This is a genomic window from Candidatus Finniella inopinata, assembly GCF_004210305.1.
GTDB lineage: Bacteria > Pseudomonadota > Alphaproteobacteria > Paracaedibacterales > CAIULA01 > Finniella > Finniella inopinata_A.
Window position 1 is genome coordinate 112,501 of record NZ_SCFB01000004.1, and the last position, 15,692, is coordinate 128,192.

Below are 15,692 nucleotides of genomic sequence, written 5' to 3' on the forward strand. Positions count from 1 at the left end.
GTAAATAACTCTAAGATGCCAAAGCCTCCCAGCGCTACCTACTAACAACTCTCGTTTACTTCTTAAAGATCACCACCGTATCTCTCGGTGTAAGAGTGAACTTACACCCCAACTCTTCAACCGTCAATGGAAAAAATATTTTTTTTCTTATCCAGATTCGACTTCTCTCTCAAAGGAGGCAGGAGCGGCAATATGTCCAATAAATCGTCTGGAAACACTAATGAGAGAGAAGGAAGTATTGCCCTGTGGACACTGGAGTTACTGTTAGAATATGCAAACGTTCCAGAAACCTTTATACCAATTTGATTGTTATTCGTCGAATTTTTACCTGTTGTAATGCTGAGCTTCTATAGCCTGGATTTTGCCTAAAAAATATCTTTAGGTTTGTCTCTGTCACGGCACACGCTGCAGTTATTGCATTTTTTGGAGTTGCAGGATTTTCATCAATATATTTTTTTATTTTCTGTGTCGCTTCTTCGATTTCAGCCTGAGAACGTCGAATTCTAGGATTTTTTGGATCATCACTGAATAATGCTGATGCTTGGAATTTCAAGTTAGATTGGGGACGAGAGTAGGGAACCCCTCTTCTTTTAGGCCTTTCCGTCACCTCAAGATTCTCTGAGGCATACAGGCTAAAGGCCATAGTTGACAATAAAAACAGACTTAAACGCATCTTTTTGAACACAAATTCTCCTATATAAAAATCAACAAACATTTCATTAAAAATATAGTTTAGCTCCTTTCCATTCAAGGTTTTTACATACTGATCCAGTCAAAGACTTTTAATTTAAACATTTTCATTTATAGTTACAGAAACTTCTCCAATCAATATTTAAAAATACGATTTTCTTTTTTATTATTTTTCGATCTTTTCGTTTCGCCCATGTTAAAACTTTTTGGTGAAGAAGGCGCCAGTTCCACAATCGCCGTCTTGACCCCCTTGCCTTGTAAGATGTAGGTTTTAAGACATAGTTATATTTGCGAATCTGCCTTTATGAAATTGGGCTTAGAATTGTTGTCAGACCTGTTGGGGCCCGATTTAATAAGGTTGGATCATACACACGGCATGACAGTTGCACAGATTTACCCCGCAGCGATTGTTCGGGCATTAACCATTTTGCGGGATCACCACGATTGTTCCTTTCGTCAATTGATCGATATCACAGCCATTGATTACCCCAACCAGCAGGCACGCTTTAAGGTTATTTACAACATGTTGAGCCACCATCACAATCAGCGCTTGATCCTGACGACCTATATTGATGAGGGAACGCCCCTCCACAGCATCACATCAGTTTTTGAGTGTGCGAATTGGTTAGAGAGAGAATTGTGGGACTTGTTTGGCATCGGTTTTCATGACCACCCTGATCTGCGACGCATTTTAACGGACTACACCTTTGGCGGGCATCCTTTACGCAAAGATTTTCCCCTAAGTGGTTATGGTCAAGTGCGTTATGATCCATCTTTGGAGCGAGTATCTTATGAGCCCGTGGATTTAAAACAACCGTATCGCAGTTTTGATTTCCTGAGCCCGTGGGAAGGGATGGATCCTCGATCCAGGGAATATTTAAAGGCAGACACACCCGATGCGTGAAAAATATACCCTTAACTTCGGCCCCCAACATCCCGCAGCCCACGGCGTTTTACGCCTGGTTATGGAACTGGAGGGTGAAATCGTTCACCGGGCTGATCCCCATATTGGTTTTTTACATCGGGGAACAGAAAAACTTATTGAGCAGAAAACGTACCTGCAGGCCCTACCCTATTTTGATCGATTAGATTACGTCTCGCCCATCAACCAGGAACATGCGTTTGTCTTAGCCATCGAAAAGTTGTTGGACATAAAGCCCCCGTTGCGGGCCCAATACATAAGGGTTTTGTTTTGTGAAATCACGCGCATTCTGAATCACCTGCTAAATATTGCAACCTATGCCATGGATGTCGGTGCAATTACCCCCTTTTTATGGTTGTTTGAGGAACGCGAAATTTTGATGGGCTTTTATGAACGGGTAAGCGGTGCGCGCATGCACGCCTCCTACATTCGGCCAGGGGGCGTCCATCAAGACTTGCCCGACGGATTGGTGGAGGATATCCAAGCCTTCTGTGATCGGTTTTTAAAGGTTGTGGACGATTTAGACGACTTATTGACCGAGAACCGCATTTTCAAACAGCGCAGCGTTGATATTGGTGTGGTGACGGCAGAACAAGCCATTGAATGGGGTTTTTCAGGCCCTATGCTGCGCGCCAGCAACGTCGCCTGGGATTTAAGAAAAAGTCAACCTTATGAAATTTACGAACAGTTAGAGTTTGACATTCCGGTTGGAAAACATGGAGATTGTTACGATCGATATTTGGTTCGTATGGAAGAGATGCGCCAAAGCGTAAACCTTATCAAGCAGTGTCTGATTCAAATGCCACAAGGGCCTATTCTGGCAGACAACCCCAAAATTGTACCCCCAAAACGCGCCGATATAAAACAATCTATGGAGGCTATGATCCAACATTTCAAGTTGTATAGTGAAGGATTCCACATTCCAGCCGGCGAAGTTTACACAGCGGTTGAAGCCCCCAAAGGTGAATTTGGCGTGTATCTGGTGGCAGATGGGACCAATCGCCCCTATCGTTGCAAGATTCGCGCCCCAGGATTTGCACACCTGCAAGCCTTAAACAGCATGAGTCATGGACACCTGTTGGCCGATGTGGTTGCCATTTTAGGCTCCCTAGACATTGTGTTTGGAGAAATCGACCGATGACGACTTTGAAAGTTGATGCCCCTTTTTGTTTTAACGTTGAGAATCAAGAAAAAGCTGACGTTTGCCTTTCCCAATACCCCGCTGCCCACAAACAAAGCGCCCTGGTCCCGTTGTTGGATTTGGCCCAAAACCAGTGCGGCGGGTGGCTGCCTCAGCCAGCGATTGAAGCCGTGGGGGCCTTGGTCGGCATCCCGTTTTTAAAGGCCCTGGAAGTGGCTAGTTTTTATTCGATGTTTCATTTAAAACCAATAGGCAATTATCATGTGCAAATTTGCGGCACGACGCCGTGTTGGCTTAGCGGCAGTGATGACCTTCATCAAATATGCAAAAAACACCTAGGCATCGATAATGGAGAAATAACGCCTGACGGGAAATTCACATTAAGCGAGATTGAATGTTTGGGCGCGTGCGTCAATGCACCCGTGGTTCAAATTAATGAGGTGCGCTACGAAAACATAACCCCTTATAGACTGATTGAGATTCTTAAGAAATTAGAAACTGAGAACACCAACGCGGGTTCCAAAGAATGTTAAGTCCGAAAGATCGCATCTTTACCAACCTAAGCGGGGCTGAACCTTTCAACCTGGAAGCAGCCCAAAGGCGCGGCGATTGGGATGATACAAAACGTCTGATGGAAGTGGGCCGCCAAGGCATTATCGATACGATCAAAGTATCGGGATTGCGGGGCCGCGGTGGAGCGGGTTTTGCGACGGGAACGAAATGGGACTTTATGCCCAAAGTCGGTGACGGCAGGCCGTCTTATTTGGTGATTAATGCCGATGAAAGCGAACCAGGAACCTGTAAAGACCGCGATATCCTTTTCTTTGAACCCCATAAATTAATCGAAGGCGCCCTGCTTGCCGGTTTTGCGATCGGGGCACACACCTGTTACATTTATGTGCGGGGGGAGTATTATTTTGAGGCGGAATGCCTGCAGCAGGCGGTCGCGGAGGCCTATGAAGCAGGCCTTTTGGGGAAAAATGCGGCCAAATCAGGTTGGGACTTTGATGTTTATATTCATCGAGGTGCAGGGGCTTATATATGCGGTGAAGAGTCGGCATTATTGGAAAGTTTAGAGGGGAAAAAAGGGCTTCCGCGGTTAAAACCCCCCTTCCCTGCTCAATATGGTTTGTATGGTTGTCCAACCACCGTAAATAACGTTGAAACGATTGCCGTTGTCCCAACCATCCTAAGGCGAGGTGCCAGTTGGTTTTCTGGCCTGGGTCGCCCCAATAATGCCGGCACTAAAATTTTTTCAATCTCAGGGCACGTCAATAAACCCCGCAATGTAGAGGAAGCCTTGGGCATTCCCATGCGCGAATTAATTGAAAATTATGGCGGCGGCGTCAGAGGGGGGTGGGATCGTTTAAAGGCCGTCATTCCTGGTGGGTCGTCTGTTCCTTTGATCCCTAAATCGATTTGCGATGATGTGTTGATGGACTTTGACAGTCTAAAAGCTGTGAATAGCGGCCTGGGTACGGGTGCCGTCATTGTGATGGACGAATCCACTGATATTATCAAAGCTATCGCGCGCCTCAGCAAATTCTACATGCATGAAAGTTGTGGCCAGTGTAGCCCGTGTCGTGAAGGAACGGGATGGCTGTGGCGCATGATGGAACGGCTAAGCAGAGGCGAAGGGGAAATCGAAGATATTGACCGCCTAGAAGCCGTCACGCGTCAAATTGAAGGGCACACCATTTGTGGATTAGGCGATGCTGCAGCCTGGCCAGTCCAAGGAGTGATTCGACATTTTCGACCTGAAATGGAAGACAGAATTTTAAAAAATGCGAAGATAAGGATTGGTTCATGACTAAAATCACTCTTAATAATGAACCGTTGGAGGTTGAAGCCGGAACCACCATTTTCCAAGCCTGTCAACAACAAGGGCTAGAGGTTCCCCATTTTTGCTACCATCCCAAACTGTCAGTCGCTGGGAATTGTCGTATGTGCTTGGTCGAGGTGGCCGGCAGCCCCAAACCTGTTGCCAGTTGCACCATGCCCGTCAGCGAAGGCATGGTTATTCACACCGACACCCCCATGGTTGAAAAATCTCGCCAGGGTGTCTTAGAGCTTTTGCTGATCAACCACCCGTTAGACTGTCCCGTTTGTGATCAGGGCGGCGAATGCGACCTGCAAGATTTAACCATGAATTACGGTCGGTCACACAGCCGTTTTGAGTTTGAAAAGCGCATTGTCACAGACAAATACATGGGGCCCTTGATTAAGACTGTGATGACCCGATGCATTCAATGCACACGGTGCATTCGGTTTGCTGACGAAATCGCCGGCGTGCCTGAGCTGATTGCCATAGGCCGTGGCGAGACCATGGAAATTGTCAATTCGCTTGATACGGCGATTCAGTCGGAATTGTCCGGTAATATGATTGATATTTGCCCAGTGGGCGCCTTAACAGACAAGCCGTTTGCTTTTAAGGGGCGTTCCTGGGAATGGACAAAAACGGATGTCATCGACGTCATGGACGCGCTGGGCAGTCATATTCAGGTTCACAGTCGCGATCGGGAAGTCATGCGCATTCTTCCCCGTGTTTGTGAGGATATTAATGAAGAATGGCTTAGTGATCGCAGTCGTTTCGCCTATGACGGGTTAAAGTATCAGCGCCTAGACACGCCGTATATTCGCGTGGATGGCCAGTTACAAGCCTGCAGCTGGGAATCCGCTTTCCAGCCAATCGCCGATCGCTTGGAGACTTTGAAAGGGAAAGAGATTGCCGCCTTGGCTGGAGATCTGGCTGATTGCGAATCAATGCTGGCGCTAAAAATATTGTGGCAGCAGTTGGAAAGCCCACACCTGGATTGTCGTCAAGATGCAACCTTTCTTCCCCATGAACATCGCAGTCATTATATCTTGAATACGCCTATTGCGGATTTTGAAAAGGCCGATTGCGTTCTGTTGATTGGGACAAATCCAAGACATGAAGCTCCCCTTTTGAATGCACGATTGCGTAAAGCTTATCGGAATCATCAGACGACATTTGGCCTGGTTGGGCAGGCCGTTGATTTGACTTACCCTTATGAATTCATGGGCAATCAGCCTGAATCGTTGACAGCTCTTTTAGATGCCAGCCATCCTTTTACCCAAAGATTAGCCACCGCTAAAAAGCCCGTGGTCATTTTGGGCCAGGCGGTTTTTACCAGGCCTGACGCCCCCGCCCTTTTGAATACTATTCAAAAACTCTTCGAGCTTTACCCTTTGCTGGAGTACAACGTTCTCCATACTGCGGCCTCTAGGGTGGGCGGCGTGGACGTTGGCTTTGTACCACAACGCAATGGCTTGAACAGCCGTGAAATATTGGCGGCCTGCCAATCGGGAGAAATCAAGTTTCTTTACTTGCTGGGAGCGGATGACATTGCACCAACGCAGCTAGGACAAGCCTTTGTCGTGTATCAAGGCCACCATGGTGATGCCGCTGCGGCGCGGGCCGATGTGATTTTGCCGGGTTGCGCGTATACAGAAAAAACAGCCACTTACGTGAATACCGAGGGACGCGCTCAACGAAGCCATCAGGCGGTCCCTCCTCCTGGCCAGGCTAAGGAGGATTGGAAGATCATCACCTCTTTGTCTCATGCCCTAGGTAAGCCTTTACCCTACATAACGCATGCCGATGTCGTACAAGAGCTTCAAAATTGTCATCCGACTTTTCAATACCTGGGCACACTTGTCAAAAATATATGGCACCCCTTACCCCAAACTAGTAAGGCTTCTTTTGACCCCACCCCCCTTCAACCCTTGATCAACAATTTTTATATGACCAACATCATCACCCGCCATTCACCAACCATGGCTGCATGTGTTCAAGAAATTATTCAAGGGCGAAAACCGGATAAGACGTTTTGACAAAAACTACTCTTTTACAAAACGTTCCATCCTGTTACACGATAAAACCCAGAAATCTTTCTTGAATTTTTAACGAAATGTTAATATACATTGTAGTAGTGTATTAAATTTTCAACTCCACTTAACATTATGGCGATAGGCTTTAACTAGTCCATTAAAATAGTTTAAGTGAATATTTTAACTTAAAGGATCGACAATGAGTGCGTCTGAAACCACAAAGCCGGCTAAGGAATTCACCGGCTTACGGGGTATATTCTTCCCAATTTATAATTACGAAATCAAAAAATTTCTGCCAATGGGCATCATGATGATGTGCATTTTGTTCGTTTACAATATTGTTCGCGACACGAAAGATACGTTAGTCGTTAATGCACCAGGCGGCGGCGCTGAATGCTTAAGCTTTTTAAAACTATACGGTGTCACCCCGTCGGCCATTTTGTTTATGGTTCTGTTCGTTAAACTTGCGAACATCATGGAACGGGAAAGGTTATTTTATACTATTCTGACACCTTTCTTGATTTTCTTTGGCGCATTTGCCTTTTTGATTTACCCATACACAGATGTTCTGCATATGAGTTTGGAAACGATTCAACGCTTGCAGGTCGCATATCCTACGTTTCACTGGATGATCCCTGTGATTGGAAATTGGAGCTTTGGTGTTTTCTACATCCTGTCAGAACTTTGGGGAAGCGTTATTTTGTCGATGTTGTTTTGGCAGTTTGCCAACGAAATTACCAAAATCCATGAAGCGAAACGTTTTTATGGTTTGTTTGGTATGATTGGTAACGTTGGTCTTCTTATTGCTGGCCCAACCATTATACTTTGCGCAAAGTATGCCAAATCTCTTCAAGAATCAATGGACGGCGCCTTGGATAAGCAAGTTATGGAAAACATCATTTTTGGTTTTAACCTAAAATGCCTAATGGGTTCCGTGATCGTTGCAGGTGCTATTATCGCCATTACATACCGCTGGATGAATAAGAACGTTTTGACAGACCCACGTCTGTATCAGCCAGGTGAAGGCGCAGGTAAAAAGAAAAAACCAAAAATGTCCATCGGTGAAAGCTTTAAATACATCTTGAGCAACCGTTATCTTGGTTTGATCGCTGTTTTGGTCTTGGCTTATGGCGTTGCGATCAACTTGGTCGAAGGTGTTTGGAAAGGGCAAATCAAAATCGCATTCCCAGACAAAAATGATTACAACGCCTTTATGGGACAGTTTACGGCTTGGACAGGGCTCATAACCATTCTTTTGATGGTCGTAGGCAACAACATTTTGCGTCGTTTAAGCTGGAAAAGTGCAGCGGTTATCACACCAATCATGGTTTTGGTAACGTCGGTTATTTTCTTTTACGTTGTTTGGGATGGTACAAAATCCAGTCCAATGTCGCCTTTGTTAGGAACAACTGTTGTAATGGTCGCGGTGATCGTTGGTCAAATCCAAAACGTCTTGTCCAAAGGTACTAAATACTCACTGTTTGATTCCACTAAACAGATGGCTTACATTCCATTGGATCCAGAAGCAAAGGTAAAAGGACAAGCAGCCGTAGAAGTTATCGGTGGCCGTGCAGGAAAATCTGGTGGTGCGTTTATCCAGTCAACGATGTTAGCCGTTATTGGTGGCAGCGTTTCATTGGCCAGTTTATCTTACATCTTGGGCCCTATCGTTATCGTTATATGCCTGATATGGGTTATGTCGGTTTTTGGTTTGAACAAAAAGTTCTTGGCGTTAACCGAAGGAAAAAGTTCCTCCGAAGCGGGATAAAAAACTTTACATCTATGTTTTTCCGCTTTCAAGGTGGCTCTTTCCAGAGCCACCTTTTTTGTTTTATGCTGACCATTACTCAGTTAGTATAAACATATGGGTTGTATTGTATTTTGATCACCGACTGACCTTTTAATAACTAATTTCAAAAGATTTCAAAATGGAACAATTTGCGCATATTAATAACTTAAGAATTTGTTTTGAAACGTTTGGCACAAACACAGATCCAGCCGTTCTGTTGATCATGGGAAACAGCGCACAAGGAATAATGTGGCCCGAGGCGTTTTGCAAAAAGCTTGCAAAAAACTCCCTATTTGTTATTCGTTATGACCAAAGAGATACCGGAAAGTCAACTTGCGTTAATTTTGATGATAATCCCTACAATTTATTTGATCTAGCCTCTGATGCACTTGGACTTTTGGATGAATTAGATATTAAAAATGCACATATTGTTGGTTTATCCATGGGCGCATCAATCGCACAGCTTTTAGCGTTGCATCACGCAGGCCGTGTAATAAGCATAACGTCCATGATGTCATCCCCTGATTTGTCCATAAAAAATGATGCCATGGCTGGTAAAGAGACACCGAATTCCATCTTGCCCCCTCCCGATAAGGACTGGTTAAAAAAGGTGTTAAAACTGAATGATGTGTCCCCTAAAACCAAGCAAGATAAGATTAGGCTAATCGTTGAAAATTGGAAACTGGCTAATGGCGATAAAGTAGATTTTGATTTTGAAGAATGGCAGCAACTCATCGAAGCAGCATTAGACCGTCAAGAGACCAATCCATCGGCGAAAGATCTTAAAATTGCCAACCATGGCAATCATTCAAAAGCCCAAATTGCAACTGACGAACCAAACCTTGAGGTTTTGAAGTTGGTTAATGTCCCAACCCTTGTCATTCATGGTAAAGAAGACCCAATATTTCCACCCGCGCATGCAGAAATGCTGGGAAAAACCATTCCAAACGCCAGGCTGGTTGTGATTGACGACATGGGGCACACATTAAACCCAACCTTTTTTGATGAAATCATTCATCAAATCACTTTGCATATTGGGGTGAACGCTGACGTCAGCATAAAAACATCCTAAATTTATGCTGCATGGCTATGTGCTAGCTCCGTAGGCGTAAAGACAGTCTGCGGTGATGACTTTTCTAATTCTTCAAAATAATACACACCTTTCAAATAGCTTAAGCAAAAAGGAATGGTAAGAAGTAATGTGCCCCAATACCCAAACCACTCTGTTAAATAAACAATTCCAAACGATGAAACAACGTAGGTCAAGCCACGCGCTCAAGCATAAATAAGACCGGCAGAGGTGAAACGAGTATAAACAGGTAATCGCTTAAGAAAAATATATTCTGCAGGAAAGTTATGAAGGGTGAACGTTAAAATTAAGGCCTGGAATAAAATAAGCTGCATGCCGCTTTTGCACACTACCAGGAACAGAGGTATGGCTGCCATCAAAGCCAGCGATACAAACCCTTTTATTTTTAAAAGCTTTAAAGGATAAACATGACGTGTCAGGACAGACCACATAACAAAAGTCAGAACCTGAATAATTGTCAGAATAAAATTATGAAAAATAATATCTTCAGGTGAATAACCAAAAGTCTTCTTTAAAATGGGGTTAAAGTAAATGTAGATCACATAGAATGATAACGGCCAACCACAGTTAATAAAAAAACAGTTTACAAGGGTTGTTATAGGAGCCTTGGGTTGCTCGGTCTTTGCAGCACGGTTCAGTTGTTTTGTCGATTGTTCAGGATTGCGCGCTGCCCTCTCCTCCATCAATCTTTTTTCCTTTCGCTTCATATCCACAAATTCAGGGGTTTCCCTTAAGCGTGTTCGTGCCACAGACGCGATAACAGCGATACAAGCCCCAATCCAAAATGCCATACGCCAATTAAATCCATAGGAGGTTACCAAGGCCGCGATACCAACGGCCGCCATAGCCCCTGCTGCACATGAAACGCTTATGAACGCGACAGCTGAATAACCAGCAGAGGGCTTCGTAATTTCTGAAACATAGACCTCTGCACCGATGACTTCACCCATGGAAGATAACCCCTGCGCAGTTCTACATATTGTGACTACTAAGGTTGCTGTGATTCCAATTTGGGCATAAGTTGGTAGGTTAGCTATGACAAGACAAGAGAGTGACATCATTGAAGTGGTAATAATTATCGCCTTTTTTCGGCCTATGGTATCGCCAATATATCCAAATAACAGTGCACCAAAGGGTCTAAATACATACGTAGAACAAAGTGTAGCGGAAGCAATCAAAGATTCTGTGTAAGAGTCTGTTTTCGGAAAGAATAACTCGTTCAACAAGACCGCCATATGCACATACAGCATAAGGTCGAAATACTCTAAGAAGGTTCCAATCTGCAGTAATCCAACGGCTTCTTTTTGTTGACGGGTTAAACTGGCCATAAATGTCTCCTAATAAAAAGATTCCTAATCACTCTCAAAGCAGAAGGGAGCTTAATTTTATGCTGCTGCTTGGTCATGTGTTAGCTCCGCAGGAGTAAAGACGGACTGGGGTGATGACTTTTCCAATTTTTCAAAATGATAAACACCGGCCAAGAAACCGATACAAATGGGAATAGTAATAATTAATATTCCATAAAAGCCAAACCATTCAGTTAGGTAAATAACACCAAACGACGTGATGATATACATCACAGCTCGCGTTAGGGCATACAAGAATGTTGTTGCTGTAAAACGTCTGTATACCGGGAACCGTTTTATGAAGATAGAATCAGCAGGAACTCCCCCAAGATGCAAACTAAGAATTAGTGTCTGCAATATGAATATATGGATGGGGCTGCTGCTGACTTCTAATAGAAACGGAAGTAACGCCATTAAAATCAATGCCATGAATCCCCTTACTTTTAATATTTTAAGAGGATAGATATAATAACTCATCCATGACCACCCAATCGCAACAAAAATTGTAACAAAAGCAACCCATAAATTATGACTAATGATATCTTCCGGTGAATAACCAAATTTTGTTTTTAAGACAGGGATAAAGTACATATAAGCAAGGTAAAAGGTAAGGGGCCACCCACAGTAAACAAGAAAATAATAAAAAGAAGTTGAATAAGGAATTTTCTCTTTCCAATCTTCTTGGTGGCGCATTTTAGGAAGCTTTTTTGTTCCAGAGATGTTGTTAACTTGTTCCGAACGCGCTCTTTTAATTTTTTCTTTTAACGCAAGGAACTCCGGTGTTTCTCTAAGGCGTGTTCTGGCAACTGACCCCACCAGTGCTATGCAAGCACCTATCCAAAAAGCCATACGCCAATTAAATCCATAGTGCGTTGCCAAAGCCGCCACACACAAGGCCGCCAACGAACCAAAGTTAGAAGCTATGCTGATAAAAGAAACAGCCGGATATTGATGGGGAGGTTTTGTTATTTCTGTAACGTAAATTTCAGCGCCCATGATCTCACCTAAAGAAGATAACCCCTGAACCATACGACAAGCTGTCACGACCCAAGCAGCGGTGACACCAATTTGTGCATAGGTGGGCAAGTTGGCCATAATCATGCATGATATAGCCATCATCGTTGTCGTAAGGATAACAGTAGTTTTACGGCCAATATTGTCACCAATGTAGCCAAAAAATAGCGCACCAAAAGGTCTGAGAACATAGGTGGAACAAAAGGCGAAAGCCGTTAACAAAGAGGCAGTATGAACGTCTGTTTTTGGAAAGAACAACTCATTCAACAAGACCGCCATATGCACATAAAGCATAAGGTCGAAATATTCTAAAAATGTTCCAATCTGCAGTAACCCAATGGCTTCTTTTTGTTGACGGGTTAACCGGGTCATAAATGTCTCCTTATAAAAAGATTTTCAATTACTCTCCAGGCAGAAAGGGGAACATAGTTTTATGCCGCATGGACATGGGGTGCGACCTCTAAAGCCTTAAAGATGGCCTTAGACTGCAACTTTTCTAAACTTTCAAAATGGCGAGCTCCCCAAATGTATGCCAGAAAAATAGGAATTCCCAAGATTGCAAGGGCATAATGGCCAAAAATACCAGACAAATATACAAGTCCAAAAGATGAAATAATATGCATTAAGGCTCTCGAAGAGGCATAGTTAACATTGGTGAGCGTAAAACGTTTTCCAATTGGAAACCTGCTTATGCATATTGGATCTGCAGGATTTGTGCCTCCCCTACCAATCAAAAGCAAACATTGAACAACGAATATGTGCCAGGCTGAAGAAGAATAATGCAAAAGGAAAGGTAGAGCACAAAAAATGAAAAAACAAAAAATTGATTTAAATTTTAATATGGGAATAGGATGAATATATCTGACGATGTACACAAGGATAGCGTAAACAGCTATTTGAAAAAGAGACAATAAGAAATTATGAAAAATAATGTCTTCTGACGAATACCCCAAACTTTTCAAAGTTGGATTGAAATAAATAAACGCTACATAAAAAACAAAAGGGTATGAACATTCCGTACAAAAGTAGGCCAACATGTCTCGTCTGTTGGTATGAGAAACTGGAACCGAACTTTTCTGCAATTTCTTGCGTTCACGTTTTTTTTGTAAATGCGATATAAATTCTGGCGTTTCTCGAAGGCGTGTTCTTGCAAGGGAACCGACAACAGCTATTACGGCACCAATCCAAAAAGCAATTCTCCAATTCATTCCACAGTGAGTTACAAGATTAGCAATAGCAAGAGCAACAGCCCCGCCAACAGAAGAGGCTAAGATAATACTCGCAACACCAGTATATTGAGCAGGAGGAGTCGTTGATTCGGTGATATAGACGATAGCCCCCATAATTTCCCCCATTGATGACATTCCCTGAATAATTCGGCAAGCCGTCACTATCCATGTTGCGAATATTCCAATTTGTGCATAGGTAGGAACGGTGGCCATCACTATACATGATGTAGACATCATCATCGTCGTTATTATAACGGTCGTTCGGCGGCCAATATTGTCTCCGATGTATCCAAATAAAAGGGCACCAAATGGCCTCAGAACATAGGTTGAACAAAAAGCAAAAGCGGCAACTAAGGAGGCAGTATGGGGGTCTGCTGCGGGGAAAAATAATTCATTCAGCAAGACCGCCATATGCACATACAGCATAAGGTCGAAATATTCTAAGAATGTTCCAATCTGCAGTAAGCCAATAGCTTCTTTCTGCTGTCGAGTCAAACTGGCCATAACATTTCACTTTATTAGCAGGAACCCATAAACTCACATACTCCGTTGGTGTTGTTTATATCTATCAGAAAAGTTGAGAAATTTTCACCTTGACATTTTCTTACTTCATGTTTGATTTTAGCATTTCTTCAACCTTCAAGAAATCCTGCCATACCAAAGCTTTTTGACCGGGTGATCTTAACAGGTAAGCGGGATGAAAAGTAGCCAAAGCTTTTATCGCCAGGCCGTCATGTGTCGCATAATCACGCCAAATACCCCGAAGACGCATGATACCATCGTTGCTGTTTAAAAGGGTTTTTGCCGCCACACCGCCCAGAAAAACAAGAATTTTTGGTTGCACCAATTCAATATGTTTTTGGATGAATGGTTGGCACAGGGCAATTTCTTGGGTCGTTGGGGGGCGGTTGCCGGGGGGGCGCCAGGGAATGATATTGCTGATATAGGTGTTGGTTCGATCAAGGCCAACGGACTTCAAAACCTTGTCTAACAATTGACCACTTTGCCCGACAAACGGTAACCCTTGCCGATCCTCGTCCGCGCCCGGAGCCTCACCCACCAACATAATGGGGGCCTTGGGGTTGCCATCAGAAAACACCAAATTCATGGCCGATTGTTTTAAATCGCAGCCTTCAAAATCCAGCATCGCATGCTTCAATTGTTGTAGCGTCTGGCACGCCAAAGCTGGGTGTTCATGGGAAACTGGGGCCCTTAAAATGGGTTGAGGAATCTGATTTTCTTGCACAGGTTCTTCTTTAAGCCGGTTACGGGGTTGATCATGCAACACGGAATTGATACCGTTGCTCTGGTACCAATCTAACAAATGCAAAAGTGTCTTCGTTTCCATGTCAGCAACCATACAGTAATATTGATGCAAAAACGATCGTTAAAAATAGCTGGCCATGCTACCAGTGTGGCTTTGGAACCTGAATTTTGGCAGGCCTTGGAGGATATTGCAAGACTCCAAAAAACTTCTTTGTCAGCCTTAATTGCCACCATAGACCGTCAGAAAGAAGCGGCCATGGGACGTAATTTAGCAAGCCAATTGCGCGTTTTCGTGTTGAATAGCTACCGAAACCTGTGAATTTTAATGAACCTTCGCATTGCTGGGATAATTAAGTTCGTGCTCTCGAGGGGAGTGTGAGGGCGATTTTATAGCCAGATGCCCACAATCTTGAGGGAATAAAAACTCCTTGAATTGGTCTGCAGTTACACCTTTATTTTTAAGAACCGCATTAACATGGTCCTTGTGCCGATCAAACTGATCTTCACCAGCGGACCTAATTCTGTCTGCAAATGGACATTTACGGATCATATCCTCGAAAATCCGTCTTACCCCCTCACTAAGAGGTTCGGAAGTTTTATGACAAATGGTAATTACAGAAGATGTTGACCACGCTTTGTTTGCGTTGTCTCCAATACGAAAACCAAAACTAGGATTATCCACGTCCTTTGACAGGCTACTATTCTGTGATTTCAAATCATTTAAAAAAGACCAACCCAATTTTGAAACAACAGCCGGTTGCTGGTCCGCATCAGTTTTGCAGGTGATATCGATCCAACTTTTGTTGACATCAGGGGAAAACCCCTCAGATCTAGCAACCGACCCCTGCCATGATTCATCCCAATCTGCATCCGGTTTTCTTATGACGAACGTACAATCATGGAATACCTGGTTAAAACCTTTACCCTCGTCTGGCACCCAGAAACCAAACTCCTCGCCGCTGTTTCTTAAAATCTCAGAAAGATGCCCCTCTAGCAGGTCAAGAATACTAATCACAAAATCTTGTTCTGCTGTTCTCAGGTTCTGGATCGACCCGTAATCTTTAAAGAATGCTTTGACGAATCTTGTTTTTTTTGAAAGGAAACCTCTAGCCAACATTCGAATAATTTTGGCATTTGCCTGTGCGTTCCCGGCTATTGAGTCTAGAAGTTCTAGTGTGCTCTCAGCAGTTTCTTCTTTTTCGTGCGGCTTTTCTTCTTTTTGCTGTTTTTCTTTAAGGACTTTTGACGTTAACACATTCGCTTTTTGTAAAGCCCCAGCCATTGCTGAATTTGCCTGCATAACGAAGAAAGCAAACAATAACAAACTTACTATTCTACTCATTCAATAATCAC

14 protein-coding genes are annotated in these 15,692 nt (G+C 43.6%); 8 read left to right on the plus strand and 6 right to left on the minus strand.

Translation table 11 applies throughout. The annotated features are described in order from the left end of the window. Positions 1-292: 292 nt before the first annotated feature. Positions 293-715, minus strand: coding sequence for a hypothetical protein (locus EQU50_RS02395; RefSeq protein ID WP_130153558.1), 423 nt, complete (start codon positions 713-715; stop codon positions 293-295). A 279-nt stretch (positions 716-994) separates the two neighbouring features. On the opposite strand from EQU50_RS02395, the gene EQU50_RS02400 reads away from it, so the two are divergent. From EQU50_RS02400 to EQU50_RS02430, 7 genes are all read left to right on the plus strand, one after another. Further along, positions 995-1,594, plus strand: coding sequence for an NADH-quinone oxidoreductase subunit C (locus EQU50_RS02400; RefSeq protein WP_207216296.1), 600 nt, complete (start codon positions 995-997; stop codon positions 1,592-1,594). Beyond that, positions 1,587-2,753, plus strand: coding sequence for an NADH-quinone oxidoreductase subunit D (locus EQU50_RS02405; protein ID WP_130153559.1), 1,167 nt, complete (start codon positions 1,587-1,589; stop codon positions 2,751-2,753). Before EQU50_RS02400 ends, EQU50_RS02405 begins: the two co-directional genes overlap by 8 nt. Continuing rightward, complete coding sequence (nuoE, locus tag EQU50_RS02410) at positions 2,750-3,286, plus strand: NADH-quinone oxidoreductase subunit NuoE (protein ID WP_130153560.1); 537 nt, start codon at positions 2,750-2,752, stop codon at positions 3,284-3,286. Before EQU50_RS02405 ends, nuoE begins: the two co-directional genes overlap by 4 nt. Continuing rightward, positions 3,280-4,563 (plus strand): NADH-quinone oxidoreductase subunit NuoF, encoded by a 1,284-nt coding sequence (nuoF, locus tag EQU50_RS02415; RefSeq protein WP_130153561.1) that lies wholly within the window; start codon positions 3,280-3,282, stop codon positions 4,561-4,563. The genes nuoE and nuoF overlap by 7 nt, the downstream gene beginning before the upstream one ends. Next, the gene (gene nuoG, locus EQU50_RS02420) at positions 4,560-6,608 is read left to right on the plus strand and encodes an NADH-quinone oxidoreductase subunit NuoG (RefSeq protein WP_130153562.1); all 2,049 of its coding nucleotides are present in this window, start codon (positions 4,560-4,562) and stop codon (positions 6,606-6,608) included. Before nuoF ends, nuoG begins: the two co-directional genes overlap by 4 nt. A 196-nt stretch (positions 6,609-6,804) precedes the next feature. Beyond that, the gene (locus EQU50_RS02425) at positions 6,805-8,373 is read left to right on the plus strand and encodes an Npt1/Npt2 family nucleotide transporter (protein ID WP_130153563.1); all 1,569 of its coding nucleotides are present in this window, start codon (positions 6,805-6,807) and stop codon (positions 8,371-8,373) included. A gap of 160 nt (positions 8,374-8,533) precedes the next feature. Continuing rightward, positions 8,534-9,466, plus strand: a complete 933-nt coding sequence (locus EQU50_RS02430) for an alpha/beta fold hydrolase (protein ID WP_130153564.1) — start codon at positions 8,534-8,536, stop codon at positions 9,464-9,466. Between the two features lie 203 nt (positions 9,467-9,669). Here the strand turns inward: EQU50_RS02430 and EQU50_RS02435 are convergent, their stop codons facing one another. The 4 genes from EQU50_RS02435 to EQU50_RS02450 all read right to left on the minus strand — a co-directional run bounded on the left by EQU50_RS02435 (position 9,670) and on the right by EQU50_RS02450 (position 14,421). After that, entirely contained in the window at positions 9,670-10,812 is a 1,143-nt protein-coding gene (locus tag EQU50_RS02435) for an MFS transporter (protein WP_130153565.1), read from the minus strand. Positions 10,813-10,869: 57 nt separating this feature from the next. Then, a complete protein-coding gene (locus EQU50_RS02440) occupies positions 10,870-12,216 on the minus strand; it encodes an MFS transporter (RefSeq protein WP_130153566.1) in 1,347 nt (448 codons plus the stop codon). A gap of 59 nt (positions 12,217-12,275) precedes the next feature. Continuing rightward, positions 12,276-13,577 (minus strand): MFS transporter, encoded by a 1,302-nt coding sequence (locus tag EQU50_RS02445; RefSeq protein ID WP_130153567.1) that lies wholly within the window; start codon positions 13,575-13,577, stop codon positions 12,276-12,278. A gap of 100 nt (positions 13,578-13,677) precedes the next feature. Beyond that, positions 13,678-14,421 (minus strand): uracil-DNA glycosylase, encoded by a 744-nt coding sequence (locus EQU50_RS02450; protein ID WP_242508808.1) that lies wholly within the window; start codon positions 14,419-14,421, stop codon positions 13,678-13,680. 24 nt (positions 14,422-14,445) lie between these two features. On the opposite strand from EQU50_RS02450, the gene EQU50_RS02455 reads away from it, so the two are divergent. Continuing rightward, the gene (locus EQU50_RS02455; RefSeq protein ID WP_130153568.1) at positions 14,446-14,658 is read left to right on the plus strand and encodes a ribbon-helix-helix domain-containing protein; all 213 of its coding nucleotides are present in this window, start codon (positions 14,446-14,448) and stop codon (positions 14,656-14,658) included. A 3-nt stretch (positions 14,659-14,661) separates the two neighbouring features. On the opposite strand, the gene EQU50_RS02460 is transcribed toward EQU50_RS02455, so the two are convergent. Next, positions 14,662-15,681: a hypothetical protein gene (locus EQU50_RS02460; protein ID WP_130153569.1), complete on the minus strand. Its 1,020-nt coding sequence runs from the start codon at positions 15,679-15,681 to the stop codon at positions 14,662-14,664. Positions 15,682-15,692: the final 11 nt, after the last annotated feature.